Below are 23,625 nucleotides of genomic sequence, written 5' to 3'. Positions count from 1 at the left end.
ACAATCGCCATGGCCCCGTGAAACTGTCTCTGTCCCGTGATGCGCTTCGGGCGGATGGATTTGGTCAACATGCCGCTAAAGAAGGGCTTTCCCGAAAGTCTGGCAAAACGGGGGCAGCTCCGTCTGATTTGAGTCGCATCTGTCATGCCTAACCACGGGTAACGCAAGATCAGGAAAAGGACGGGACAGGACATGACAGAGGGAATCTTCGCTCAGACAGAAGCACAGAATTCGGCTACGGTTGGCCAGTTCCAGAGCAACGCCGCATTCACTCGAAGCGCGGTGAGTTCCGACGATCTGTTCGGAGCCGATCGCTGGACCATCGTCGACATCGCGCGCGACGAGATCTTCTTCGAGGTGACGGTTCCCGAAATGACGCTGATGCCGGACTCTCGGCACCTCAAGACCGACGGTTTCGCAGATGTGCGGAGTGGATCCCTCGTGACGGGTCAGGGGACGCAGGAGGCGGACGATGTTGGCCCCTCCGCGCGAATGGAATGGCACGAGTTGTCCGGGGACGGTATCCTCGGCGCCGTGCAGACGGAGGCGTTCCTCGCCGGTTCCGGCGCGGAACGGGGCGGTCTTTACCATGATGGCGTCCCTGCGCCGAGCTTGCCGGACGGCGTGACCGGAGGGCACCGTGATGCGGATGCGGTCTCGTCCGCCCCGGCGCAGGGGGGTGCGATGCCCGATGCCTTCGGGCAGGAGACGCCGGAGGCGCCGGGCGCACCGGAACCGCAAGACGGTGCCAGCGGCACCGGGACCCGCAATGACGCAGGGGTACCGGAGCTTTCGACGGCCGCGCAGCACGGATCGGCGGGTATTGCGCAGAGCGGCATCGACAAGGGATCGGCATTCGCGCCCGGGCCGGCTCCGGCGGCTGGCGCGCGCTTCGGTGACGCAGGCACGCGCTCCGGTGACGTTGGCACTGCGGAAAGTGCGGGTGCCGCGCCGGAAGCAACCCCGGCGCTCGCCGATCTGCAGGACCCCGTGATCCCCATGGGCGAGACGGAGGGTGCCGCGGCACAGGACCCGGCACCGCTTCCGGGCGGCGGGACGGGTCTACCGGCCGCGCAGGGGGCCTCTCCGGCATCGCCAGCGGCCGAGGCCTCGTCGCAGCCCGATGGGATGGACGGCACCGCGCCCGCGATGCACGCTAGTGCCGCGACCGTGGCAGGGGATGACGGACGCTTCCTCGTCGAACTGGAGCTCGACCTGAGCGAGATGGCCCTGGCGGTCGGGATCAATTCCGCTGCATCGCAGACCGAGATCGGGACGGCGATGCTCGACGGTCTGTCCGTGAGCAGCACGGCACCGATCTCCGGCGGGCTCGACGCTGCGGGATCAGCGATGCCGATCGGGCGTGATGCGGAGATTGCGGATTCGGGCGCGGCCGAGCTCGTTGAAGCGGGAATCGCCGCCCTCGGAACGGCCGGTGTTTTTGCGGTCGAGGGCGGGGCGGAAGGCGATCAGGTGACCTTCAACGCGGTTTCCGTGCAGGAAGCAGGCGAGGCGACCGACCAGTTCGATTTTTCGAGCGGAGCGGCCCCCGCCGGCGCTGCGACCGCGACGAACGGGGGCGAGCCCGCGCAATCAGGCATTCCTGCCTCTCCTGACGGGGGCGCGGTGCTCATGCCCGTTCCCGGCGCCGCCGCTGCGCCGGTTTCGGCCCTGACGGTATCCGACGAGACCGAGATCGCCGCGATCGAGGCCGCCGCCGCGCAAGAGGCACTGCTGCCCTTGCCCGCGCAGCAGCCCGCCGAAATCGATGCCGATCAGTTCGCTTTCGCCTCTTCGGAGACGTCTGCGGGCAGCGTCGACGAGGGGTTTTTCTGAGTCGGACGCCGGACCGGATGCCGTATCGAACCGATACGCGTCCGGTCCGCTGACATCCGGGCAGGCAGATGATGCCATACACGCACCACTGGCGTCGCGCCGATAGTGCGGCGCGGTAACTGGCGTCATTTTACTGGGAAAACGTGGTGCCCGGGGGCGGAATCGAACCACCGACACGAGGATTTTCAATCCACTGCTCTACCCCTGAGCTACCCGGGCACGGGAGCCGGAGAATGTCCCCGGCGGGTGGCGCTGTCTTAGACGCGGCGGCGGGGCAAGTCCAGAGGCCCAAGGGGAAAAATCAATGCGGAAGCGAAGGTTTTTCCGGAGCCGTCTCGTCTTCCTCCTCGCCCACGCCTTCGGGCAGGGAATAGCCGCCCGTCAGCCATTTCCCGAGGTCGATATCGGCGCAGCGGCGCGAGCAGAACGGCCTGTAGCTCGGCGAAGCGGGACGGGCGCAGATCGGGCAGCTCATCGGTTCCAACCCTTGGGAAGCGTCTCGTGCAGCGGCAGGCGTTCGCGCTTGCGCTGCAACTCGAAGCAGCCAAGCGGCGTCCAGCCCGCCAAGATGGTATCCACGCTGTCGGCGCGGAAGGCGGCGCGCAGGACCTGCTCGATGGTGCGGCGTTCCTTCTTGGCCATCGGTGCGAGGTCGATGGTCACCTGACCGCCCAGACCGCGGCAGCGCAGCTGAGCGGGCAGGGCCCTGATGGCGGCGATATTGGCCTTCAGCCCCGCGGCGAGCGAAGTGTCGGCGCCGGTGTTTACATCCACCGTGACCATCGCGCGCGTCGCCTCGACATACATCCGCCCCTCACCGCCGAGCTCCACCGCCGGGCCGCGCAGCGCGTCGATGGCATCGATCACGCCAAGCCGGTCGAAAGCGTCGGCATCGGTTTCGATGGCATCCGGCATCTGCCAGTCGCGCCAGGCCAGCGCATGGGGATCGGGCCCGTCCAGCAGCAGCTCCGGCGCATTGCCATCCTCGGCGAGGATGGCGCGGGCGGTCGCGATCGTGGCGAGGATGTCATCGGCGATGTCCTCGTCGCTGCCGGTCTCGGCGGCGGAGCGAAGGATCAGGCCGAGATCGGCGGGCGGGCCGGCCACGTCATGGACCAGCGCAAGCAGTTCGTCGCGCCGCTCGTCGTCGCGCAGGCTGCGGCTGACATTGTAGCCCGGGCGCCCCGGGGTGACGATCACGAACCGCGACTTGAAGAGAATGTCAGGGGTGACGGGAGTGGCCTTGCCCGGCTCGGCATGGCCCGTCGTCTGAACGGTCAGCGCATCACCGGGGGCGATCCCCTTGGATTGCCGCAAGAAACCGCGCGCGCCATCCGCAAGTTTCAGGACGATGCCGCCCTGACCCTTCATCGGACGGTCGGCGACGGCCCTGTAGGTGGCGCCGAGGGCGGGGCGGTCGCCGCCATCCTCGATCAGCAGATCGTCGAGCCGGCCATCGACGAGCAGCGCGGCGGCGCGCCGGTCCGCAAGGGTGCCAAGCACCACGATCCGGCCCTTCATGCGCGCCTCCAGACCGGCAGGCCAGCGGCGGCGAGAACATGGGCGGTTTCGGCGAGCGGCAAGCCGACGACGGCCGAGAAGGATCCCCTGATCCACGGGATCAGCGCGCCGGCCGGTCCCTGGATGCCATAGGCACCGGCCTTGCCGCGCCAGTCTTCGGTCGCGAGGTAGCCGTTCACCTCGTCATCGGAGAGGCGTTTCATCATGACGGTCGTCACCACGTCCCGCTCCCATCGCTGCGTGCCGCATCCGGCGGCGATCGCGGTGATCACCTTGTGCCGGCGACCCGAAAGCGCGTGGAGGAAGGCCGCGGCCTCCTTCTCATCGCGCGGTTTACCCAAGATGCGCCGCCCCAGCGCCACGGTGGTGTCGGCGCAGAGCACGACCTCGCCGGGGCCGGGGGGCAGGGCGGCCAGTTTCTGGCGCGCCATGCGCTGGCAATAGGGGCGGGGAAGCTCGCCGCGCTCGGGCGTCTCGTCGATCTCCGGCGCCCTGACGGCATCGGGAACGAGCCCGAGCTGCGCGAGCAACTCGAGGCGCCGGGGCGAGCCCGATCCGAGGATCAGGCGCATCGCGGCCTCACTTGAACCGGTAATTGATCCGTCCCTTGGTCAGATCATAGGGGGTCATCTCGACCTGCACCTTGTCACCTGCCAGAACGCGGATGCGGTTCTTGCGCATCTTGCCTGCCGTATGTGCGATGATCTCATGGCCGTTCTCCAGCTCGACCCGAAACGTCGCATTGGGCAGGAGTTCCTTTACGACGCCTGGAAATTCGAGCAGTTCTTCCTTGGCCATGTCGACTCCGTGTTTGCTGCCGGCGGATCTGCCGGCGTGGCACTAGATGAGGCCAAAGCGCCGCATATTCAAGACTTCATCACCGCAAGGGGGCGGTGATTTATGTTCTGAATGCAGTCCAGCTGCTCATCCCAGTGCTCGGAGACCGAAACCTGCGCGGCGCCGCGATAGTCGGGAAGCTCGTCGACCTCGATCTCGGCATAGGTCCAGCCGGGTTGATCGAGCCGTCCATCGGCGAGGATGCCCGATGTGCCGAAACCCGAATCAGGCGGACCGAAGATGCCGCCGGCACCCGAATTCTCGTCGAGGTAGGGGCAGAGCGGCGTGGCACCGACCGTCGCGGATTGCACCGCCACGCATTGCCCTTCGAGCGCGCGGGCACGTCCCGCGACCCTGACGCGCGTGTAGCCGGCCGGCCCGTCGGTACAGGACGGAATGAGGAGGACATCGCAGGGCAGGGCGCGTGCGAGAAGTGGGAACTCCGAATCGTAGCAGATGAGGATCGAGATCCGGCCCAGATCGGTGTCGAAGGCGCTCAACCCGCGTCCTGGCGACAGCGGCGTCTCGCGGCGCTCCCAGGGGGTGAGGATCTGCTTGTCCTGAAAGCCGCGCCGCCCGTCCGGCGACAGGAAGGTCGCGCGGTTGACGATCTTGCCACTGTCGAAATCGCGCGTGGGACCGCTTCCCGCGAGGATATGCACCCCGTAATCGGCGGCAAGGCGCGCGTGCACGTTGATGCCGTCGGCCATCGCGGCGACCGCCGAGAGGGCCCAGCCATCGGGCTGCGCGGCATCATGCGGCTCGCCGATCAGCGAGGCCTCCATGCCGGCATATTCGGGAAAGACCAGAAGCTCGGCTCCTTGTTGGGCCGCCATCGCCACCCACAGTTCGAGCTTCTCCTCATAATCGGCCCAGCTGGCATGCCAGTCGACGGGATATGCGGACGTTGCGATCTTCACAGTTCTCTCATCCAAATCTGCATCTGCTTGATTGTCTCCTGATCCTCGCCCCGGTCGCGCCAATGGTAGTAGGTCGTCATGTCGTCCATCCGCGCATAGCCGCGCTTTTCCCAGAAACCGTCGAGGGGCTGGTAATCCTCGGGGCGGGCGGGGTGATCGTCGGGGCGCATCACCGAGCAGAAGGTCGCATATCTGCGCCCGAGCGCAACCGCGTGCTTCTCGCGCTGATCGAAGAAGGCATGCCCCAGCCCATGGCCGCGATATTCCGGCAGCAAGACCGATTCGGCGCAGTAGAAGATCTGATCCACCTCGTAGCCGGCCTCGGCATAAGGTTGCACGTATTGCGGCTCGTGATCCTCGAGCGGGGTGCCGGTCGCGGCACCGATCAGCGTCTGCCCGTCGAAAGCGCCGACGAGGATCGCCCTTTCATTGTCGCGATACGTCTCGCAATAGGCACGCTCGTAGGCGTAGTCGCCGTCGTAGTAGTAGGGGAAGTCGTGGAAGACCTTGATCCGCAGCCGTGCAAGGGCATCGAGCTGCGGCTCCACGTCGTCGCCCTTGAGAATTCTGATGTCGACGCTCATGCGTGCTCCGTCGCTGGGCCGAACCGCTCGAGGATCAGTTGGAGGATCCGGTCGCGGGTCTGGCGGTAGGTATCGAGGATCGCCTCGCGTCCGTCGCCCGTCGCGACGGGTGTCGCGACCGGCCAGTATTCCACGCGCATGCCGCGGTCCCTGGTCAGATCGAGCGCCCGGCGCCGGGACGCCGGAGACAGGGCGACCACGAGGTCGAAACCGGAGAGATCGTCGCCCCGGTCCCGCATTTCGTCGAAGGAACGGGTCCGGTGGCGCTCCAGTTCCACGCCGATCTCGCGGCAGACCGCGACCGCGAAGCCGTCGATCTCCAGCTCGCCGCGCAATCCGGCGGATTGCACGTAGAGCGCGCGGCCGTGAAGCCGCTTCATGATGCCTTCCGCCATGGGGGAGCGCACCGCGTTCTGATCGCAGCAGAAAAGAACCGCGCGCGGAAGCCGTGCCATGCGGGCTAGCTCCCGAACTGCAGGACGCAGATCAGCGTGAAGAGACGGCGCGCGGTGTCCAGATCGATCCGCGCCTTGCCCTCGAGCCGTTCCGCGAGCACGCGCGCGCCCTCGGTATGGATGCCGCGCCGCGCCATGTCGATCGTCTCGATCTGACTGGGCGGCAGGCGCTTGACTGCGTCGAAATAGCTCTCGCAGATCTGGAAGTAATCCTTCACCACCTGCCTGAAGGGGCCCAGAGAGAGATGGAAGGCCGCGACCTCGGCGCCGTCCAGCTCGGCGATCTCAAGGACGAGACGCCGCTCGCGGATGGCAAGGGTCAGGGCATAGCCTTCGGGGCTTGCGGGATGCTCGACCAGAGCGAAGCTGTTCTCCTCGAGCAGGTCGAAGATCGCCACCCGCCGTTCCTGCTCGATGGCCGGCGTGGGGGGCGGCAATCCCGCATCGTCGATCGCGATCCGCCTGATCCCGCTCATGATCCCGGCATCTCGTTGCGCTTGGCGAGCCGCGCGCTGACGGAAAGGCCGTGTGCCTCGAGGCTTTCGGAGCGCGCCAGCGTCTCGGCCGCCGGCCCGATCGCGGCAAGGGCCGCCGGGGTCATGGTGGCCATGGTGCTGCGCTTCATGAAATCGAGCACCGACAGGCCGGAGGAGAAGCGGGCCGAACGTGCCGTCGGCAGCACGTGGTTCGGGCCGCCCACGTAATCGCCGATCGCCTCCGGCGTCCACTGGCCGAGGAAGATGGCCCCGGCGTGACGGATACGGCCCGCCAGGGCCTCGGGATCGGCGACGCAAAGCTCGAGATGCTCCGGTGCGATCCTGTCGGACAGGGCGGCCGCCTCCCGCAGATCGCGAACCGTGATGATGGCGCCGTTCTCGCGCCAGCTCTGCGCCGCGATCGGGCCGCGCTGCAGCGTGGCAAGGCGCGCCGCGACCGCTTCGGCCACGGCATCGCCGAAGTCCGCATCCGTGGTGATCAGGATGGATTGCGCGCTGGGATCATGCTCGGCCTGGCTGAGCAGATCGAGCGCGATCCAGTCAGGATCGTTCTGCGCATCGGCGATCACCAGGATCTCGGAAGGGCCGGCGATCATGTCGATGCCCACCTTGCCGAAGACCCGGCGCTTGGCCGCCGCGACATAGGCGTTGCCCGGCCCGGTGATCTTGTCCACGGGACGGATCGTCTCGGTGCCATAGGCCAGTGCCGCGATTGCCTGCGCGCCGCCGATGCGGTAGACCGTCTCCACCCCCGAGAGCCGCGCGGCGAGAAGCACCAGCGGATTGCTCTTCCCGTTCGGGGTGGGCGCCGTGATGACCAGCCGGTCGACACCGGCGACACGGGCGGGAATCGCGTTCATCAGCACCGAGGAGGGGTAGGAGGCGGTGCCGCCCGGAACATAGAGGCCAGCGGCCGCGACCGGACCCCAGCGCCAGCCGAGCCTTGCCCCTTGCGCATCGGTCCAGTCGGCATCCTGGGGAAGTTGGCGGGCATGGTAGTCGCGGATGCGCTCGGCGGCGAGTTCGAGCGCGGCGCGCTCCTCGGCCGGCACCTTGGCGCATTCGGCCTCGATTTCCTCCTCGCTGAAGGCGAGTGTCTGTGGGGTCAGGCGCAGACCGTCAAACTTTTCAGTCAGCTCGATGAGCGCCTCGTCGCCGCGCGCGCGAATCTGGGCGATGATCCCCGCCACCGTCTCGTCGACATCGGGGCTGTCCTCGCGCTTCATCTCCAGGAGGGCGGTGAAGCGTCGTTCGAAATCCGCGTCTTCGCTCGACAGGCGCATCGGGCCGCGGCCCTGCGCCGGGGCGGGATCGTCCGTGCCGGTCCCGAGGGCAGGGGCGGCAAGGGCAGGATCGTCCGATCCGCGCGGCGTGTCGGGATGGGCTGGCATCTTTCCCGACGGCGCGGCGTAGGGGCGGGTGACATCGCGCAGGCTCACCTCGAGCGTCTCGACATCGAGGGCAATCGCGCCGTCGCCGGCCAGCGTCAGCAGCAGTTCGCCCGTGCCATCCTCACCGGGCGTGAAATCGATCGACAGGATCGACAGGACCGTGTCGCGCTCGCCGCGGTCGATGCCCTGGCTGCGCACGGTCTGCACATCCTCGATGCTCAGGACCGACTGCACGCGCTCGAAGGGGCGCTTGCGCCGCTCGGCAAGGGGTGCATCCTCCCATCTGAACCGGTTCACCAGAAGCGCGAAGCGGCGCTGTCCACGCTGCCAGCGCATCTCGGTGATCGGAAAGACGGCGTCCTGCGCGAGGGACGAGATGATCTGCAGATCCTCCGTGTCGAGCGCCCTGAGCCGCACGGGCCGCTCCGCGCCGTCGGCGAAACTTGCATCCCCGGTATTTGACGTCATGTTCCCCTGATCCTCTCGATCTTCGCGCCACAGGCACTCAGCTTTTCCTCGACACGCTCATAGCCGCGATCGAGGTGATAGACGCGGTTGACCACCGTCTCGCCTTCCGCCGCCAGGCCGGCGAGGATCAGCGAGACGCTGGCGCGCAGGTCCGTGGCCATGACCGGGGCCCCGCGCAGCCGCTCGACGCCGGTGACCGTAGCGTGTCCGCCATGCACATCGATACGCGCACCCATGCGGATCAGTTCCGGGGCATGCATGAAGCGGTTCTCGAAGATCTTCTCCTCGAGCACGGACGTGCCGTCGGCGGTGCACAGGAGGGCCATCATCTGCGCCTGCAGATCGGTGGGAAAGCCCGGGAAGGGCTGCGTCTCGATATCGACCGCGCGAATGCGGTCGCCGCGCCGCGCGACCTTGAGGCCGCGCTCCGTCTGCTCGACATGGATGCCGGCCTCGTCGAGCTTCTCGCAGAAGGACTGCACCAGTTCGATCCGCCCGCCGAGGCATTCGACCTCGCCGCCACAGAAGGCGGGGGCCAGCATGTAGGTGCCCAGCTCGATGCGGTCGGTGACCACCGGATGGGTGGCGCCGTGCAGCGCGTCGACCCCCTCGATGGTGATGCGCGCGCTGCCCTCGCCCTCGATCCGCGCGCCCATGCGGCGCAGGCATTGCGCAAGATCGACGATCTCGGGCTCGCGCGCGGCGTTCTCGATGACGGTCGTGCCCTTGGCGAGGGTCGCGGCCATCAACACGTTCTCGGTCGCCCCGACAGAGACGATCGGGAATACGACGCGCCCGCCCCTGAGACCGCCCGGCGCCTTGGCATGGACGTAACCGTCGCGCAGCTCCAGCTCGGCGCCAAGCGCCTCGAGGCCCGCGAGATGCAGATCGACGGGGCGTGCCCCGATCGCGCAGCCGCCCGGAAGCGAGACCTCGGCATGACCGAAGCGCGCGAGCAGCGGGCCGAGCACGAGGATCGAGGCGCGCATCTTGCGCACGATGTCGTAATCGGCGCGCTGCGATGTCAGCGCATGGGAGGACATGGCCAGGACCTGGCCCGATTGCAGCGCCGTCACCTCGGCGCCGAGCGACTTGAGCAGCGCCGTCATCGTGGCGATGTCGCTCAGGCGCGGCGCGTTGGTCAATGTCAGGGGGTCATCGGTGAGCAGCGTCGCCGGCATCAGCGCGAGACAGGCGTTCTTGGCCCCCGCGATCGGGATGGTGCCGTTCAGCGCGTGGCCGCCGGTTACGAGAATCGAATCCATGATCTGTCCTGTCTCATTCCGCCCGGTCGGGGCTTTCGGGGTCGCGGGCGCGGTCCGGTGCGTTGGGATCGGACCGCGCCGCGTCGCCATCCTCCGGCGCGTTCCCGGCCGCGTCCCGCGCGCGGGCCTGCGACTTGCGCCGGGCAAGGTTGGCCTTCAACGCGGCCTTAAGGCGGTCCTCGCGCGTGGCGGGGGGGCGTCGTCTGCCGGGCGTGCCGTCTCGGGTGCTCATGTGGGGTGCTTAGCCGAGGCCGGACCACCCGTCCAGATCGCCGGGCCAAACATCGCATCATGCGGCGCGGGGGCCAGATGTCATGCGGAACGCCCCGGACGAGAGGGGCCTCGGTCTCACGGCCAAAACGCCGTGGCGGGTATGCGGGGGCAGGGGCGCTGGCGGCAGGGAAGGAGGCATGCCGGCAAAAAGGCAAAAACCCCGCAACCACCCCCTTGCACCCTGCAGGCTTTGCGACTAATCAGCCGCCACCGACACGGCGCTGCTGTAGCTCAGAGGTAGAGCACTCCCTTGGTAAGGGAGAGGTCGAGAGTTCAATTCTCTCCAGCAGCACCATCGGTTTTCCCACATGATGACCCAAGACCGCCAGGGGCGCGCGATGCCGCTTGCCGTTTTCCCCACGGCGCAGGATGCGTGCCCGGCGATGGTGCCCCGGCGCGGAGGCGAAAGCCGTGCATATCCGCAAGCGGCGCGGGGTGGGCGATCCGCGCGCACCATTCCTCCCCCGGACTTTCCTTCAGGGAAACCCTTGCATTGGCCAGATGCGGCTGCATGGATGGAGGCAAGATCGGCGCCTCGAGCGGAGGCAGTCATCGCGACGGGGCCGCAGAGCCCCATTCCAAGGGAGACAGACCATGTTCCACAAGCAGATCGCGACCGTCAGCGCGGCGGCCCTCCTTGCCTTTTCGGCCGTTCCGGGCCTTGCCGAGACCCATGCCATGACCGAGCACCCCGAGACCGGCGAGGCACTCGCCGCCGAGCAGACCTACAGCTATCGCCTGCTCGACCAGTTCCCCACGCTCGATCCGCAGCTCAACGAGGAAACCGCCGGCAATCACGTGATCCGCCAGCTCTTCGAGGGGCTGATGATCCAGGATGCCGAGGGCAACCTGCGCCCGGGCGTCGCCGAGGGCTTCGAGGCCAGCGAGGGCAACACCGTCTACACCTTCAAGCTGCGCGAGGATGCGACGTGGTCGAACGGTGATCCGGTCACGGCGCAGGATTTCGTCTATGGCTGGCAGCGCGCCGCCGATCCCGAAACCGCCTCGCCCTATGCCTGGTATGTCGAGCTGACCTCGATGAAGAATGCGGCCCAGATCGTAGCGGGCGAGATGGACCCGTCCGAGCTTGGCGTCGAGGCGGTGGACGAGCGCACGCTGAAGGTCACGCTGACACAGCCGCTGCCCTATTTCCCGGCGATGACGACCTATGCGACGCTGCTGCCGGCGCACAAGGCCACGATCGAGGAGTTCGGCTCCGACTGGACCCGCCCCGAGAACATGGTCAACAACGGCGCCTACAACCTCAAGGAGCTGGCGCTGAACGAGTATTTCACGCTCGAGAAGAACCCCGAATACTGGGATGCCGAAAATGTCATCATCGAGGAGGTGACGGGCCTCGTCATCAACGACGAGAACCAGGCTCTGACACGCTACGAATCGGGCGAGTTCGACATGCTCGAGCCGCTTCCCGCCGGCGCCTATCCCCGGCTCGAGGAGGAACGCCCGGACGAGGCGCATTCCGTGCCGCGCCTGTGCTCGTATTACTATGCCTTCAACCTGCGCGACGATGCCAAGCCCGAGTTGCAGGATCCCAAGGTGCGCGAAGCGCTCAACCTCGCCGTCGACCGCGAGGTGATCGTCGATCAGATCCTGCAGGGCGGACAGACCCCGGCCTACAATTTCGCCCATGCCGCCACGGCCGGCTTCGAGATGCCGAACATCGCCATGGCCTCGATGAGCCAGGCCGAGCGCGACGCGCGTGCCAAGGAGCTGATGGAGGAGGCCGGGGTCGATGAGCTCGAGCTGAAGCTGATCTACAACACCTCCGAGAACCACAAGCAGATCGCCACTGTGGTCACCCAGATGTGGAAACAGAAGCTTGGCGTCGAGACGACGCTCGAGAACATGGAATGGTCGACCTATCTTGACGTGCGCAAGGCCGGCAATTTCGATCTCGCGCGTTCGGCGTGGTGCGGGGACTACAACGAGGCCTCAACCTTTCTCGACCTGCTCACCACCACCCATGGCTCCAATGACGGCCAGTTCTCGAACGAGGAATACGACGCGCTGATGGCCGCCTCCAAGACCTCGGACACGCCGAACGAGCAATACAGCCAGGCCGAGCAGATCATCGCCGAGCAAAGCGCGATCATCCCCGTCTATCACTACTCCAACACCTTCCTGCTGAACCCGGCGGTGAAGGGCTTCCCGATGCAGAACGTCGAGAACAACTGGTACGTGAAGGATTTCTATCGCACCGCCGAGGAGTGATCCCCTGACCCAACGGGCGCCTCGGCGATAGGGCCGGGCGCCCCGCAAACCCGAAGGGCCGCGCATGACCGCGTTCATCCTGCGACGCCTCGCGATCGCGATACCGACCATCCTGGCGCTGATCGTCTTTTCCTTCCTGCTCATGGAGGCCGCACCCGGCAGCCCGTTCGCCAGCGAGCGCGGCGTGCCGCCGGCCGTGCTCGCCAATCTCGAGGCGAAATACGGGCTCGACCGCTCGCTTCTGGAGCGGATGGGCATCTATGTGTGGAACGTCATGACGCAATTCGATTTCGGCCCCTCCTTCAAGTTCAAGGACCGCACCGTGAACGACCTGATCGCGCAGGGCTTTCCGGTGACACTGACCTACGGGTTCTGGTCCTTCCTCGTGGCGATCACGGTGGGCGGCACGCTGGGGCTGCTCGCAGCCGTCTACCACAATTCCTGGCTCGATACGCTCGCGGTCGGCATCTCCGTCGGCGCGCAGGTGCTCCCCAATTTCGTGATGGCCCCGATCCTCGTGCTCATCTTCACCCTGTGGCTGGGCTGGCTGCCCGGGGGCGGCTGGCGCGGCGGGCAGGCTGCATACGTGATCCTGCCGGTGATCGCGCTCAGTACGTCCTACATGGCCTCGATCGCGCGCATCACGCGCTCCTCCATGCTCGAAGTGCTGGGGGCGGGCTTCATCAGGACGGCCCGCGCCAAGGGGCTGCCGATGCGGCGGATCGTCCTGCGCCATGCGCTCAAACCGGCCCTGCTGCCCATCATCTCCTATCTTGGGCCGGCCTTCGTCGGGATGATCACCGGATCGGTGCTTATCGACGTGTTCTTCTCGACGGGGGGGATCGGCCAGTTCTTCGTCAACTCGGCGCTGGCGCGCGACTACTCGGTGATCATGGGGATCACCATCCTGATCGGTACGCTCACCGTTCTGTTCAACCTTCTCGTCGACGTGCTCTATGCCTGGATCGACCCCAAGATCAGGTACTGAGCATGATGCTGTTTCGCCGGGCAATCGCATCCGCGCCGAGGCTGCAGGCCGCCGGCGCCGACACGCCGGCCGGACGCTCGCTCTGGGCCGATGCGCGGGCGCGTTTCCTGCGCAACCGCGCGGCGGTGGCGAGCCTTGCCATCCTCGGGCTCGTCATCGCCTTCGCGCTCTTCGGCCAGCATTTCGCGGTCTGGAACAACGAGGAGATCGACTGGGCGATGCTCGGCAACGTGCCGCAGGTGGGCGGACCGTCCCTGTCGAACGGACATTATTTCGGGGTGGACGAGACGGGGCGGGATCTTTTCGCGCGCACCGTGCAGGGCACCCGGATCAGCCTCATGGTCGGGATTGTCGGCGCGCTCATCTCGGTCGTCGTGGGCACCGCATGGGGCGCGACCGCGGGCTATGTCGGCGGGCGCACGGACCAGGTCATGATGCGCATCGTCGATCTGATGATGTCGATCCCCTACATGTTCGTGCTGATCTTGCTCCTCGTCGTGTTCGAGCGCTCGCTGATCATGCTTTTCGTCGGGATCGGCCTGATCTCCTGGCTCGACATGGCGCGGATCGCGCGCGGCCAGACATTGAGCATCAAGAACCGCGAATTCGTCGAGGCGGCGATCGCCACCGGGGTGCGCCGACCGGTGATCATCTGGCGCCATATCGTGCCGAACCTGCTGGGGGTGGTGATCGTCTACGCCACCTTGCTCGTGCCCAGCATGATCATCTTCGAAAGCTTCATCAGCTTTCTCGGTCTCGGCGTTCAGGAGCCCTCCACGTCCTGGGGTGCGCTGATCAACGCGGGGGCGCAGAACATGCGCAACGAGACGCCCTGGATGCTCGCCTTTCCGCTCGCCTTCTTCGTCGTCACCCTTTTCGCCTTCTTCTTTCTGGGGGATGGGCTGCGCGATGCGCTCGATCCCAAGGACCGCTGATGAGTTTGCTCCGCATCGACGATCTCCATGTCAGCTTCCGGACCAATGACGGCACGGTGAACGCGGTGAACGGCGTCTCGCTCGATCTGGCCGCGGGAGAGACTCTCGCAATCGTGGGCGAGAGCGGGTCCGGCAAGAGCCAGACCGCCTTCGCGCTGATGGGCCTCCTGGCGCGCAACGGCACCGCCAACGGCTCGGTGCGCTTCGATGGGCGCGAGATCCTCGGCCTGCGCCCGCGCGCGCTCAACGCGATCCGCGCCGAGCAGATCGCGATGATCTTCCAGGACCCCATGACCTCGCTCAATCCCTACCTGCGGATTTCCGAGCAGATGACCGAGGTGCTGCGGCAGCATCTGGGACTGTCGCGCAAGGCGGCGCTGGCACGGGCGATCGAGATGCTCGATGCCGTGCAGATCCCCGGCGCCGCGCAGCGCATCCGAATGTATCCGCACGAGTTCTCGGGAGGGATGCGTCAGAGGATCATGATCGCGATGGCCCTTCTGTGCCGCCCCCGCCTGCTAATCGCGGATGAGCCGACCACGGCGCTCGACGTGACGGTGCAGGCGCAGATCATCCAGCTTCTGGAGGAGCTGCAGCGCGAGTTCGACATGTCGATGATCCTGATCACGCATGACCTGGGCATCGTCGCGGGAAGCTGTGCGCGCACCGTCGTCCTCTATGGGGGGCGCGTGATGGAGGAGGGCCCGACCGAGGCGCTCTTCCACGCCCCGTCCCATCCCTACACCGCGGGATTGCTGGCCGCCGTGCCGCGCCTCGACATCGTGCAGGACGCGTTGCGCACGATTCCGGGCGATCCGCCGGACATGTCGCACGCGCCGCCGGGCTGCCCCTTCGCGCCGCGCTGCGCGTTCGCGATGGATGCCTGCGCCCGGATGCCGCCGCTGGTGCCGCGAAAGGCCGGCGAGGGATCGTGGCTGCGTGCCTGTCATGCCGATCCGGAGGCGGTACGATGAGCCTTCTGCAAGTCGAGAACCTGTGCGTCGGCTTCGACGTCAAGCCGCGCGGGGCCTGGCCCTGGACCCCTCCTGACCGTTTGCGGGCGGTGGAGGACATGAGCTTCGAGCTGGCAGCCGGCGAGACGCTGGGCATCGTGGGCGAGAGCGGCTCGGGCAAGTCGACGCTCGCGCGGGCGGTGATCGGAACCGTCCCGGCGCGTTCCGGGCGCATCTTGTGGGAGGGCACGGATATCCTCGCGCTGGGCGCCGAGCCGCGCCGGGCGATGCGCCGCGACATGCAGATGGTGTTCCAGGATCCCCTGGCGGCCCTGAACCCGCGCATGACGGTCGGCCAGATCATCGCCGAGCCGCTGCGCACGCATCTGCCGAAGCTCGGCCGAGCCGAGACCCGAAACCGCGTCGGGGCGATGATGGAGCGCGTCGGCCTGCTGCCCGGCCTCGTCAACCGCTATCCGCACGAGTTCTCGGGCGGACAATGCCAGAGGATCGGCATCGCGCGCGCCCTCATCCTCGAGCCGCGTCTCGTCGTCTGCGACGAGCCGGTCTCCGCCCTCGACGTGTCGGTGCAGGCGCAGGTGGTCAACATGCTGCGCGCGCTGCAACGCGACATGGGGCTGGCGATGATCTTCATCGCCCATGACCTGAGCGTCGTGCGCCACATCTCGGACCGTATCCTCGTCATGTATCTGGGGCGCGAAATGGAGGAGGCGCCGGCGGGCGCGCTGATCGGCGATCCGCGCCATCCCTACACGCAGGCCCTGATCTCCTCGGTGCCGATCCCCGATCCGGCGGCCGAACGCGCCCGCGCCCGTCCCGTCCTGCAAGGAGAGCTTCCTTCGGCGCTCGATCCGCCATCGGGCTGCGTCTTTCGCACGCGGTGCCCGCGGGCGCGCGAGAGCTGCGCCGTTCCCCCGGTGCCGGTCCTGCGCCACGGCGCGCGGCATCTCGTGGCCTGTCCCTGGCACGGGCCCCCGGCCGGACCCGAGGCCGAAGCCCCGGCAGGGAAGGGCGGGGAATAGGCGGCGCGGGCATGCAGGGGCGCGCGTCCGGGGATGCGGCGCATCCAGGCACATCGATCGCGCCGGCCCCGCGCCATGCACCCTTCCACCGGCGGGCCTGCATGGCTAGTCTCGCGCCGCATGATGTAGCGGAGACCCCATGAGCCCGGTTCAAGATCACCCCTTGCGTTACACGCTGTCGAACGAGCTGCATGCGCGGCCGTTCCCGACACTGACGCCGCCCTGTTTCGCCGCGCATCTGGCCATCAAGCAGCCGCGCGATGCCGCCGCGCGCGACCGGAGCCTCGACCGCGCGCATCTGCTGGAGCTTCTCGACCGCTTCGGAGCGCAGCATCCCGAACCGGAAGCCACCCATTACTTCGGCAAGATCGGACGCTACGAGCTGAAATGGGAGCAGCATACCGAGTTCGTCACCTATACCATCTTCGGGCCCGGCGTGGCCGACCGTCCCTTCGATCCGTCGCAATTCTCGGTCTTCCCCGACGATTGGCTGGCGCGGGCGCCGGGCACGCGGGTCACGTCCGTCCTGATCCGGGTCGAGCCGATCCCGGACGAGAATGCGATGATGGAGAAGCTCAAATCCTGGCTCGTGCCCGAAAGCATGGCCGTCAGCCGGGTTCTCGACGCCTCCGCGGTGATCGCGTCCGATTTCCGGATCGACCCGGCGGGGCATATGCGCATGGCGGTCTTCACGGCGCCGGGAACCGGGGCACGCCGGGTCGGGCGCATCGTCCAGAGGCTTTGCGAGATCGAGACCTACAAGGCGATGTCGATGTTGGGACTGGCGCGGGCGCGGGTCCTGTCGGGCAACCTGGGGCAGCTCGATCGCGAGCTCGGCGCCCTGACGACCGAGATGACGGCCGAGGTGAGCCAGCCGGACGTGACCTTGAAGGCCCTTCTGGAGACCTCCGCCGAGCTCGAGACGCTGCTGGCGCAAAGTTCCTTCCGTTTCGGGGCGACGACCGCCTACGAGGCGCTGGTCAACCAGCGTATCGCGGTTCTGCGCGAGGCCAATCTCGGGGGTCGCCAGACGCTCGCCGAATTCATGATGCGTCGGTTCGACCCATCGATGCGCACCGTCAAGGCGACGGAGAAGCGGCTGCACGAGATGTCGGACAGGGCGATCCGGGCGGGCAACCTGCTGCGCACGCGGGTCGATGTCGAACGCTCCGCGCAGAACCAGGAACTGCTCGAGAGCATGGATCGCCGCGCCGATCTGCAACTGCGTCTGCAGCATACCGTCGAAGGGCTCTCGGTCGTCGCGATCAGTTATTACGCGGTGAGCCTTGCAAGCTACCTGGCCTATCCCGCCCTGGGTCCGCTTGGGCTGAGCAAGGGGATGGGAACGGCGATCCTGACGCCGGTGGTGGTGCTCCTGGTCTGGGCCATGGTGCGCCGGATCCGCAAATCCGTGGAATAGGGCCGGCGGCCCGCCGCCGCCCGCGCGGTCTGGCCCGGGCCCGTGTTGCTCCTCCTTCGGCGCTGTGCTTGGGTCATCCTGCGGCCGAGGGCCGCACGATCTTCGGGAGGGAGATGACATGGACCGGATAACGACTTCGGCGCTGGCCGGCATCGCGGCATTGCCGCTGCTTGCGGCCGCGCAGATCGCGGCGGCCGGCGAGGCGGCGCGCTACAGTTTCGCCTCCGACACGCTCGGACGCGACTACGCCTATACGATCTACACACCGGATGGCTACGAGGATGGCGATCTGCGCTATCCGCACATGTATCTTCTGCATGGCTCTTTCGGGAACGAGACCGACTGGCTGCGCAAGGGGAACGCGAAGGCGACGCTCGACCGGATGATCGAGGAGGGGCGCATTCCGCCCGCCGTGGTCATCATGCCCGGCAGCGAGAGCTGGTGGGTCGACGGCTACAACGAGAAGGCCGAGACGGCATTCTTCGAGGACCTGATCCCGCATGTCGAAAGCACATGGCGGGTGATCCCCGAACGCGAGGGCCGGGTGATCGGGGGGCTGTCGGCGGGGGGCTACGGCACCGTCAACTTCGTGCTCGAGCATCCGGACATGTTCGCCGCCGGCGCGGCCCTGTCGCCCGCCTCCTACGTGCCGCAGCCGCCCGAAAGCTCGTCGGGCAACCGGCATCCGGCCTACCTGGACGCCGAGGGCAACTACGATCCGGCGAAATGGACCGAGCTGAACTATACCGCCCATATCGACGACTACATGGCGCAGGAGACCGTCGTGCCGCTCTACATCAACTCGGGCGATCACGATGTCTTCGACATCGCCTACCATGCCGCCGTGCTCTACCAGGCGCTGCGCGAACATCAGCCCGACGCGGTCGAGTTCCGCGTCGTGGACGGCGATCACGAATGGCGGGTCTGGGAGGAAACCCTCCCCGAGGCGCTCGAATTCGTGTTCGGCCATGCCGCCTTCCCCGGTGGCACGCTGCCGGCCTCGGAAACGGATGCGCGGCAGGAGAACGCGCAAGGCAACGGCCAGGACAACACGCAGGACAATGCCCAAGGCACTGCGCAGGATAACGGGCAGGCGGCCCAGTAACCGGCAGGCGTCCCGCCAGTGCGGGGCGCCGCATCACGGGGAGAGCAGGAATGGAGGCGGCGCGGCATTCCGATGGCCCGGTCACGGCGGCCACGACGCGGCGGTTTCGCGGCCAGGTGCCGCAGGAGGCCGATCTGGTGATTATCGGCGGCGGGATCGCCGGGGTCACGGCAGCGCTCTTCGCAGCGCGCGCCGGGCTCAGATGCGTCCTTCTGGAAAAGGGGCGTATCGCGGGCGAGCAATCCTCGCGCAACTGGGGCTGGATCCGCCAGCAGGGGCGCGACCCGGCGGAACTACCCATCGTCGTCGAGGCGGCGCGGCACTGGCGGCGTTTCGATACCGAGACGGGCGGCGCGCTCGGGCTGCGCCAGACGGGCACGCTCTACCTGGTGGACAGGGAGCGCGATCTCGAACGCTACGACGCGTGGCTGCCCCATGCCCGCGCGAACGGGATCGAATCGAAACTTCTGAGCGATGTGCGCTGCTACGAGATGATGCCGGCGGCCGCGGGCGGCTGGAAGGGTGCGCTCTGGACGGCCAGCGACATGCGCGCCGAGCCTTTCGTGGCGGTGCCGGAACTGGCGCGCCACGCGGAGCGCGCGGGGGCCGTGATCTGCGAGGAGGTCGCGGTGCGCCGGCTGGACATCGTCGCCGGCAAGGTCGCGGGGGCGGTGAGCGAGACGGGGCGGATCAGCGCGCCGCGGGTGGTCCTGGCGGGCGGGGCATGGTCGTCGCTCTTCTTGCGCAATCACGGTGTCTGGCTGCCGCAGCTTTCCGTTCGTGCCTCCGTGGCGGCGACGGCCCCCATGCCGGAGGTCTTCGCGGGATGTGCCGCCGACAGTCGCCTTGCCTTCCGCCGCCGGGCGGATGGGGGCTACACGCTCGCTCCAAGCAACTGGCACGAGCTTTTCATCGGTCCCGATGCGTTCAGGGCGCTGCGGGCCTTCGCGCCGCAGATCCGCTCAGATCTCGCCGGCACCGCCTTCCGGCCCGCCGCGCCGCGCGGCTGGCCCGACGCCTGGAGCACGCCGCGCCGCTGGAGCGGCGACGAGGTATCGCCCTTCGAGCGGATGCGCGTGCTCGATCCCCGGCCCTCGCCGCGCAAGCTGCGCGAGATCGCCGGCCGTTTCGCGGCCCGCTTCCCCCGCATTGGGCCGGTGCGCCTTGCCGGGCAATGGGCGGGGATGATCGACACGATGCCCGACATCGTTCCGGTGCTCGACCGCTGCGCGGCCCTGCCGGGGCTGATCGTGGCCACGGGGCTGTCCGGGCACGGCTTCGGGATCGGCCCCGGGATCGGCCGCATCGCCGCCGATCTGGCGATGGACCGCGATCCGGGGCATGATCTGACCCGGTTCCGCATGGGCCGATTCTCCGACGGTAGCCCGATCGCACAGGGCCCGCATCTTTGACATGTTCAGGAAAACAGGACCATCATCCGATGCCATTGACCAATCGCTTTGCCGAGCTGCTGCCCCAGATCACGCAATGGCGCCGTGATATCCATGCCCATCCCGAAATCCTCTTCGACACGCAGCGGACATCTGCGCTGGTCGCCGAGAAGCTGCGCGCGTTCGGCTGCGACGAGGTGGTCGAGGGGCTTGGGCGCACCGGCGTCGTCGGGTTGATCCACGGCCGCGCAACCGGTTCGGGCCGGGTCGTGGGTCTGCGGGCGGACATGGATGCGCTTCCCATACGCGAGGCGACCGGGCTCGAGCATGCCTCGACGGTTCCGGACGCCATGCACGCCTGCGGACATGACGGCCATACCGCGATGCTGCTGGGCGCGGCGCAATATCTCGCGGAGACGCGCAATTTCGACGGCACGGTCGCGGTCATCTTCCAGCCGGCCGAGGAAGGCGGCGGCGGCGGCCGGGAGATGGTCGAGGACGGGATGATGGAGCGGTTCGGCATCCAGGAAGTCTATGGAATGCACAATTGGCCGGGCATTCCGACCGGTGAATTCGCGATCCGGCCCGGACCCTTCTTCGCGGCGACCGACATCTTCGAGATCACCATCGAAGGGAAGGGGGGTCACGCCGCCAAGCCGCAGGACGCGATCGACAGCACGGTGGTCGCGAGCCACGTGGTGCTCGCCCTGCAGAGCATCGCCTCGCGCAATGTCGATCCGGTCGAGCAGGTGGTCGTCTCCGTGACCAGCTTCGAGACATCCTCGACCGCGTTCAACGTTCTGCCGCAGAGCGTCACGCTGAAGGGCACGGTGCGCAGCCTCACGCCGCAGGTGCAGGATCTCGCGCAGGATCGCCTGCACCGCATCGCCGAGCAGACGGCGCTCGCCTTCGGCGCGGCGGCGCGGATCGACTACACGCGCAACTATCCCGTCATGGTCAACGAGACCGACAGCACCCGGTTCGCCGCGGATGTTGCGCGCCAGGTCGCGGGAGGCTGCGCCGAGGCGCCGCTCATCATGGGCGGAGAGGATTTCGCCTTCATGCTGGAGGCGCGTCCGGGCGCCTATATCCTCGTCGGCAACGGCGACACGGCTCCGGTGCATCACCCCGAATACGATTTCAACGACGAGGCCATTCCGGCGGGATGTTCGTGGTGGGTGCAGCTTGCCGAGCAGCGGATGCCGCTCGGCTGAAAAGAGGGCGCGGGCGGGGCAGGGCATGCTGGCATCCCGTCCCGCTTTCCCATGCCCGTCCGGGGATCAGCCCCCGGTATGGCTCATGTGGCGGGTCATCTGCCCGTCGGCACGTTGACGCGAATAGTCGAAATCGTGCCCCTTGGGCTTGAGCGAGATGGCGGCGCGGATCGCGTTCTCGAGCACCGCGTCATCCTCGCTGGCGCGCAGGGGCGCGCGCAGGTCGGCCATGTCCTCCTGTCCGAGGCACATGTAGAGCTCGCCGGTGCAGGTCAGGCGCACACGGTTGCAGCTCTCGCAGAAATTATGGGTGAGGGGGGTGATGAAGCCGATCTTCTGGCCCGTCTCCTCGAGCCGCACATAGCGTGCCGGACCGCCCGAGCGCTCGGTCAGCTCCGTCAGGGTATATTCGCTCGCCAATTGCCGGCGCAGATCGCTGAGCGGCCAATACTGCCCGACCCGGTCCTCGTTGCCCAGATCGCCCATCGGCATCACCTCGATGAAGGTGAGATCCATGTCGCGCTCGGCGCACCACCGCGTGAGATCGAAGAGCTCCTCCTCGTTGAAGCCCTTCAGCGCCACGGTGTTGATCTTGACCCGGAGCCCGGCCTTTTGCGCGGCGTCGATGCCCTTCATCACTTGCGGCAGGCGGCCCCAGCGGGTGACGCGGGCGAATTTCTCCTCGTCGAGCGTGTCGAGCGAGATGTTCACCCGGCGCACGCCCGCGGCATAGAGATCGTCGGCGAAGCGGAAAAGCTGCGAGCCATTGGTGGTCAGTGTCAGCTCCTTGAGAGCGCCGCTGTCCAGATGCCGGCTCATGTTCTGGAAGAAGCTCAGGATGCCGCGCCGCACCAGAGGCTCGCCACCGGTAATGCGCAGCTTCTCGACCCCGAGCCCGACGAAGGTCGAGCACATCCGGTCGAGCTCCTCGAGGGTGAGCAGTTCCTTCTTGGGTAGGAACGTCATGTTTTCGGCCATGCAATAGACGCAACGAAAATCGCAGCGATCTGTCACCGAGACGCGAAGATAAGAGATCGCGCGCTGGAACGGGTCTATGAGCTTGTTTTCCATGGGTCCGATTCTAGGTAGCGTATGGCCCGCCCGCAAGGGGCCTTCGCCATTGATGACGGGCGGGCGGATCACTAACCTGTGGAACATGATCATGCACCGCGCAATCCTGGCCCTTCCGGCCATCGTCCTTCTTGCCGCCTGCCAGCCTGCGATGAACGGCGCGCGCACGGCCGCCACCCCGCGCGCCGACATGCCGCCCGCGGCGCCCCAGGCGCCCCCCGCGCCGGCGCCCGCGCAAGTCGTCAAGGCACCGGCCCCGCCCGCAAGCGCGCGCACGGCTGCCGCGCTCGATACCACGACGCCCGAGCAGAAGGCGGCCGCGGCGCGCAAGCCCGCGGCCGATGCCGAGCGTCTGCTCGGGGAGACCGTGGCCTCGCTCGGGGATGCGACGCGCCCGGGGCTCTGGATCCGCACGCCCCTCGCCGATGCGGCCGGTAGCGGCCGGGTCGAGGATGCGGCAAGCGGCAAGAGCGCGATGGTCGAGCTGATCCCTCTGGATGGACCCGACACCGCCGGTAGCGAGATCTCCCTCGCTGCCCTGCGCGTGCTGGAGATCGGCCTGACGGATTTGCCGACGCTCAAGGTCTACGCGCAGTAATCCTGTCGACGCTTCAGGGCGTGGTCCTTCCGCTTGAGGGCAGTGCGACCGGGGGAGGGGGCTTGGTTATGGCATCGTGTCCCGTCCTTCTTGCCACCCCGGCCGTGCAGCGGTCGGGCGGCGCGCCGGGGTGGCACTTTCAAGATCCCGTGGTCCGCGCGGTGGCGACCAGGCGCACCAGTAACTTCATGGTTTCCATCGGCTGGCCAGATGCCGCGTCTTCTCGTTGCCAAGTGATGCGCATCATCGTCGGTACGGGAAGGTCCCCTCCTGTCAGGTGTTCCAGGTTGTTCGGGTCCGAGCCGCGATCCGATCGGGCTTGCCGAGCAATGACGGGACTGGCCGAAGTAGGGCGACCCACCGAGCGCAGACATATCCTCTTGCGCAGCGCAGATTCCCCAAGCGCTCCCTTTTGTCGCCCTCTGGAAGCGCCTCTGCGCCCGAACAGTCACCCGCCGGCGAGGAGGGGTGATGGAGCACTGAACTTTTCCCAATCGACATGCGTTGACGATGAAAACGCGCTGCTGCGGTTTAACCGTATCGTTTGGGGCCTATATACTTAACTAGCCGCATTGACGGCTAGTTCGGTTTCCCTAGACACCGGATTCCGGCTAGTGATAGGTACGTT

Annotated in this window: 23 protein-coding genes, 2 tRNA genes and 1 pseudogene; 12 read left to right on the top strand and 14 right to left on the bottom strand. The window is 67.3% G+C overall.

Going from position 1 to position 23,625, the window contains the following annotated elements; translation table 11 throughout:
* Nucleotides 1–192: 192 nt before the first annotated feature.
* Nucleotides 193–1,836, top strand: coding sequence for a hypothetical protein (locus PMES_RS09835; RefSeq protein WP_159965545.1), 1,644 nt, complete (start codon nucleotides 193–195; stop codon nucleotides 1,834–1,836).
* 144 nt (nucleotides 1,837–1,980) lie between these two features.
* On the opposite strand, the gene PMES_RS09830 is transcribed toward PMES_RS09835, so the two are convergent.
* The 13 genes and pseudogenes from PMES_RS09830 to PMES_RS09775 form a co-directional block, all read right to left on the bottom strand.
* Nucleotides 1,981–2,055 (bottom strand) — tRNA-Phe (locus PMES_RS09830).
* 82 nt (nucleotides 2,056–2,137) lie between these two features.
* Complete coding sequence (locus tag PMES_RS09825; RefSeq protein ID WP_159965544.1) at nucleotides 2,138–2,311, bottom strand: DNA gyrase inhibitor YacG; 174 nt, start codon at nucleotides 2,309–2,311, stop codon at nucleotides 2,138–2,140.
* Nucleotides 2,308–3,357 (bottom strand): ribonuclease E/G, encoded by a 1,050-nt coding sequence (locus tag PMES_RS09820; protein WP_159965543.1) that lies wholly within the window; start codon nucleotides 3,355–3,357, stop codon nucleotides 2,308–2,310. Before PMES_RS09820 ends, PMES_RS09825 begins: the two co-directional genes overlap by 4 nt.
* Nucleotides 3,354–3,929, bottom strand: coding sequence for a Maf family protein (locus tag PMES_RS09815; RefSeq protein ID WP_159965542.1), 576 nt, complete (start codon nucleotides 3,927–3,929; stop codon nucleotides 3,354–3,356). The genes PMES_RS09820 and PMES_RS09815 overlap by 4 nt, the downstream gene beginning before the upstream one ends.
* 7 nt (nucleotides 3,930–3,936) lie before the next feature.
* Entirely contained in the window at nucleotides 3,937–4,155 is a 219-nt protein-coding gene (gene infA / locus PMES_RS09810) for a translation initiation factor IF-1 (RefSeq protein WP_007205486.1), read from the bottom strand.
* Nucleotides 4,156–4,223: 68 nt separating this feature from the next.
* Nucleotides 4,224–5,114: a carbon-nitrogen hydrolase family protein gene (locus tag PMES_RS09805; protein WP_159965541.1), complete on the bottom strand. Its 891-nt coding sequence runs from the start codon at nucleotides 5,112–5,114 to the stop codon at nucleotides 4,224–4,226.
* Nucleotides 5,111–5,698, bottom strand: a complete 588-nt coding sequence (locus PMES_RS09800; RefSeq protein ID WP_159965540.1) for a GNAT family N-acetyltransferase — start codon at nucleotides 5,696–5,698, stop codon at nucleotides 5,111–5,113. Before PMES_RS09800 ends, PMES_RS09805 begins: the two co-directional genes overlap by 4 nt.
* A complete protein-coding gene (locus tag PMES_RS09795) occupies nucleotides 5,695–6,153 on the bottom strand; it encodes an arsenate-mycothiol transferase ArsC (RefSeq protein WP_159965539.1) in 459 nt (152 codons plus the stop codon). The genes PMES_RS09800 and PMES_RS09795 overlap by 4 nt, the downstream gene beginning before the upstream one ends.
* 5 nt (nucleotides 6,154–6,158) lie before the next feature.
* Nucleotides 6,159–6,629, bottom strand: coding sequence for a UPF0262 family protein (locus tag PMES_RS09790; protein ID WP_159965538.1), 471 nt, complete (start codon nucleotides 6,627–6,629; stop codon nucleotides 6,159–6,161).
* Nucleotides 6,626–7,933: a histidinol dehydrogenase gene (hisD, locus tag PMES_RS09785; protein WP_236549770.1), complete on the bottom strand. Its 1,308-nt coding sequence runs from the start codon at nucleotides 7,931–7,933 to the stop codon at nucleotides 6,626–6,628. Before hisD ends, PMES_RS09790 begins: the two co-directional genes overlap by 4 nt.
* A gap of 108 nt (nucleotides 7,934–8,041) precedes the next feature.
* Nucleotides 8,042–8,509: pseudogene (locus PMES_RS16705) on the bottom strand (DUF2948 family protein); the annotation flags it as partial.
* The gene (gene murA / locus PMES_RS09780) at nucleotides 8,506–9,774 is read right to left on the bottom strand and encodes a UDP-N-acetylglucosamine 1-carboxyvinyltransferase (protein WP_159965536.1); all 1,269 of its coding nucleotides are present in this window, start codon (nucleotides 9,772–9,774) and stop codon (nucleotides 8,506–8,508) included. The pseudogene PMES_RS16705 and the gene murA, both read right to left, overlap by 4 nt.
* Before the next feature lie 13 nt (nucleotides 9,775–9,787).
* Nucleotides 9,788–10,006: a hypothetical protein gene (locus PMES_RS09775; protein ID WP_159965535.1), complete on the bottom strand. Its 219-nt coding sequence runs from the start codon at nucleotides 10,004–10,006 to the stop codon at nucleotides 9,788–9,790.
* Nucleotides 10,007–10,267: 261 nt separating this feature from the next.
* Here PMES_RS09775 and PMES_RS09770 point away from each other — a divergent pair.
* From PMES_RS09770 to PMES_RS09725, 10 genes are all read left to right on the top strand, one after another.
* Nucleotides 10,268–10,342, top strand: a tRNA-Thr gene (locus PMES_RS09770).
* A 299-nt stretch (nucleotides 10,343–10,641) separates the two neighbouring features.
* Nucleotides 10,642–12,279, top strand: coding sequence for a peptide ABC transporter substrate-binding protein (locus tag PMES_RS09765; RefSeq protein WP_201288988.1), 1,638 nt, complete (start codon nucleotides 10,642–10,644; stop codon nucleotides 12,277–12,279).
* A 64-nt stretch (nucleotides 12,280–12,343) separates the two neighbouring features.
* Nucleotides 12,344–13,267 (top strand): oligopeptide ABC transporter permease OppB, encoded by a 924-nt coding sequence (gene oppB / locus PMES_RS09760; RefSeq protein WP_159965534.1) that lies wholly within the window; start codon nucleotides 12,344–12,346, stop codon nucleotides 13,265–13,267.
* Nucleotides 13,268–13,269: 2 nt separating this feature from the next.
* Complete coding sequence (locus tag PMES_RS09755; RefSeq protein ID WP_201288987.1) at nucleotides 13,270–14,202, top strand: ABC transporter permease subunit; 933 nt, start codon at nucleotides 13,270–13,272, stop codon at nucleotides 14,200–14,202.
* A complete protein-coding gene (locus PMES_RS09750; protein ID WP_159965533.1) occupies nucleotides 14,202–15,176 on the top strand; it encodes an oligopeptide/dipeptide ABC transporter ATP-binding protein in 975 nt (324 codons plus the stop codon). The genes PMES_RS09755 and PMES_RS09750 overlap by 1 nt, the downstream gene beginning before the upstream one ends.
* Complete coding sequence (locus PMES_RS09745) at nucleotides 15,173–16,198, top strand: oligopeptide/dipeptide ABC transporter ATP-binding protein (RefSeq protein ID WP_159965532.1); 1,026 nt, start codon at nucleotides 15,173–15,175, stop codon at nucleotides 16,196–16,198. Before PMES_RS09750 ends, PMES_RS09745 begins: the two co-directional genes overlap by 4 nt.
* Before the next feature lie 139 nt (nucleotides 16,199–16,337).
* The gene (locus PMES_RS09740) at nucleotides 16,338–17,618 is read left to right on the top strand and encodes a DUF3422 family protein (protein ID WP_159965531.1); all 1,281 of its coding nucleotides are present in this window, start codon (nucleotides 16,338–16,340) and stop codon (nucleotides 17,616–17,618) included.
* 118 nt (nucleotides 17,619–17,736) lie between these two features.
* Nucleotides 17,737–18,723 (top strand): alpha/beta hydrolase, encoded by a 987-nt coding sequence (locus PMES_RS09735; RefSeq protein ID WP_159965530.1) that lies wholly within the window; start codon nucleotides 17,737–17,739, stop codon nucleotides 18,721–18,723.
* Between the two features lie 50 nt (nucleotides 18,724–18,773).
* Nucleotides 18,774–20,135, top strand: a complete 1,362-nt coding sequence (locus PMES_RS09730; RefSeq protein WP_159965529.1) for an NAD(P)/FAD-dependent oxidoreductase — start codon at nucleotides 18,774–18,776, stop codon at nucleotides 20,133–20,135.
* 29 nt (nucleotides 20,136–20,164) lie between these two features.
* Nucleotides 20,165–21,328 carry a M20 aminoacylase family protein gene (locus PMES_RS09725; RefSeq protein ID WP_159965528.1) on the top strand — a complete coding sequence of 388 codons (1,164 nt, stop codon included), beginning with the start codon at nucleotides 20,165–20,167 and terminating at the stop codon, nucleotides 21,326–21,328.
* Between the two features lie 66 nt (nucleotides 21,329–21,394).
* Here PMES_RS09725 and moaA read toward each other — a convergent pair whose 3' ends face one another.
* Complete coding sequence (gene moaA, locus PMES_RS09720) at nucleotides 21,395–22,399, bottom strand: GTP 3',8-cyclase MoaA (RefSeq protein ID WP_159965527.1); 1,005 nt, start codon at nucleotides 22,397–22,399, stop codon at nucleotides 21,395–21,397.
* A 91-nt stretch (nucleotides 22,400–22,490) separates the two neighbouring features.
* Between moaA and PMES_RS09715 the strand changes: the two genes are divergently transcribed.
* Nucleotides 22,491–22,997, top strand: coding sequence for a hypothetical protein (locus tag PMES_RS09715; RefSeq protein WP_159965526.1), 507 nt, complete (start codon nucleotides 22,491–22,493; stop codon nucleotides 22,995–22,997).
* Nucleotides 22,998–23,625: the final 628 nt, after the last annotated feature.

The organism is Profundibacterium mesophilum KAUST100406-0324 (genome assembly GCF_009835145.1).
Lineage (GTDB): Bacteria > Pseudomonadota > Alphaproteobacteria > Rhodobacterales > Rhodobacteraceae > Profundibacterium > Profundibacterium mesophilum.
Note: the sequence above shows the minus strand (reverse complement) of the source record. Positions and strands in the feature narration are given on the sequence as shown.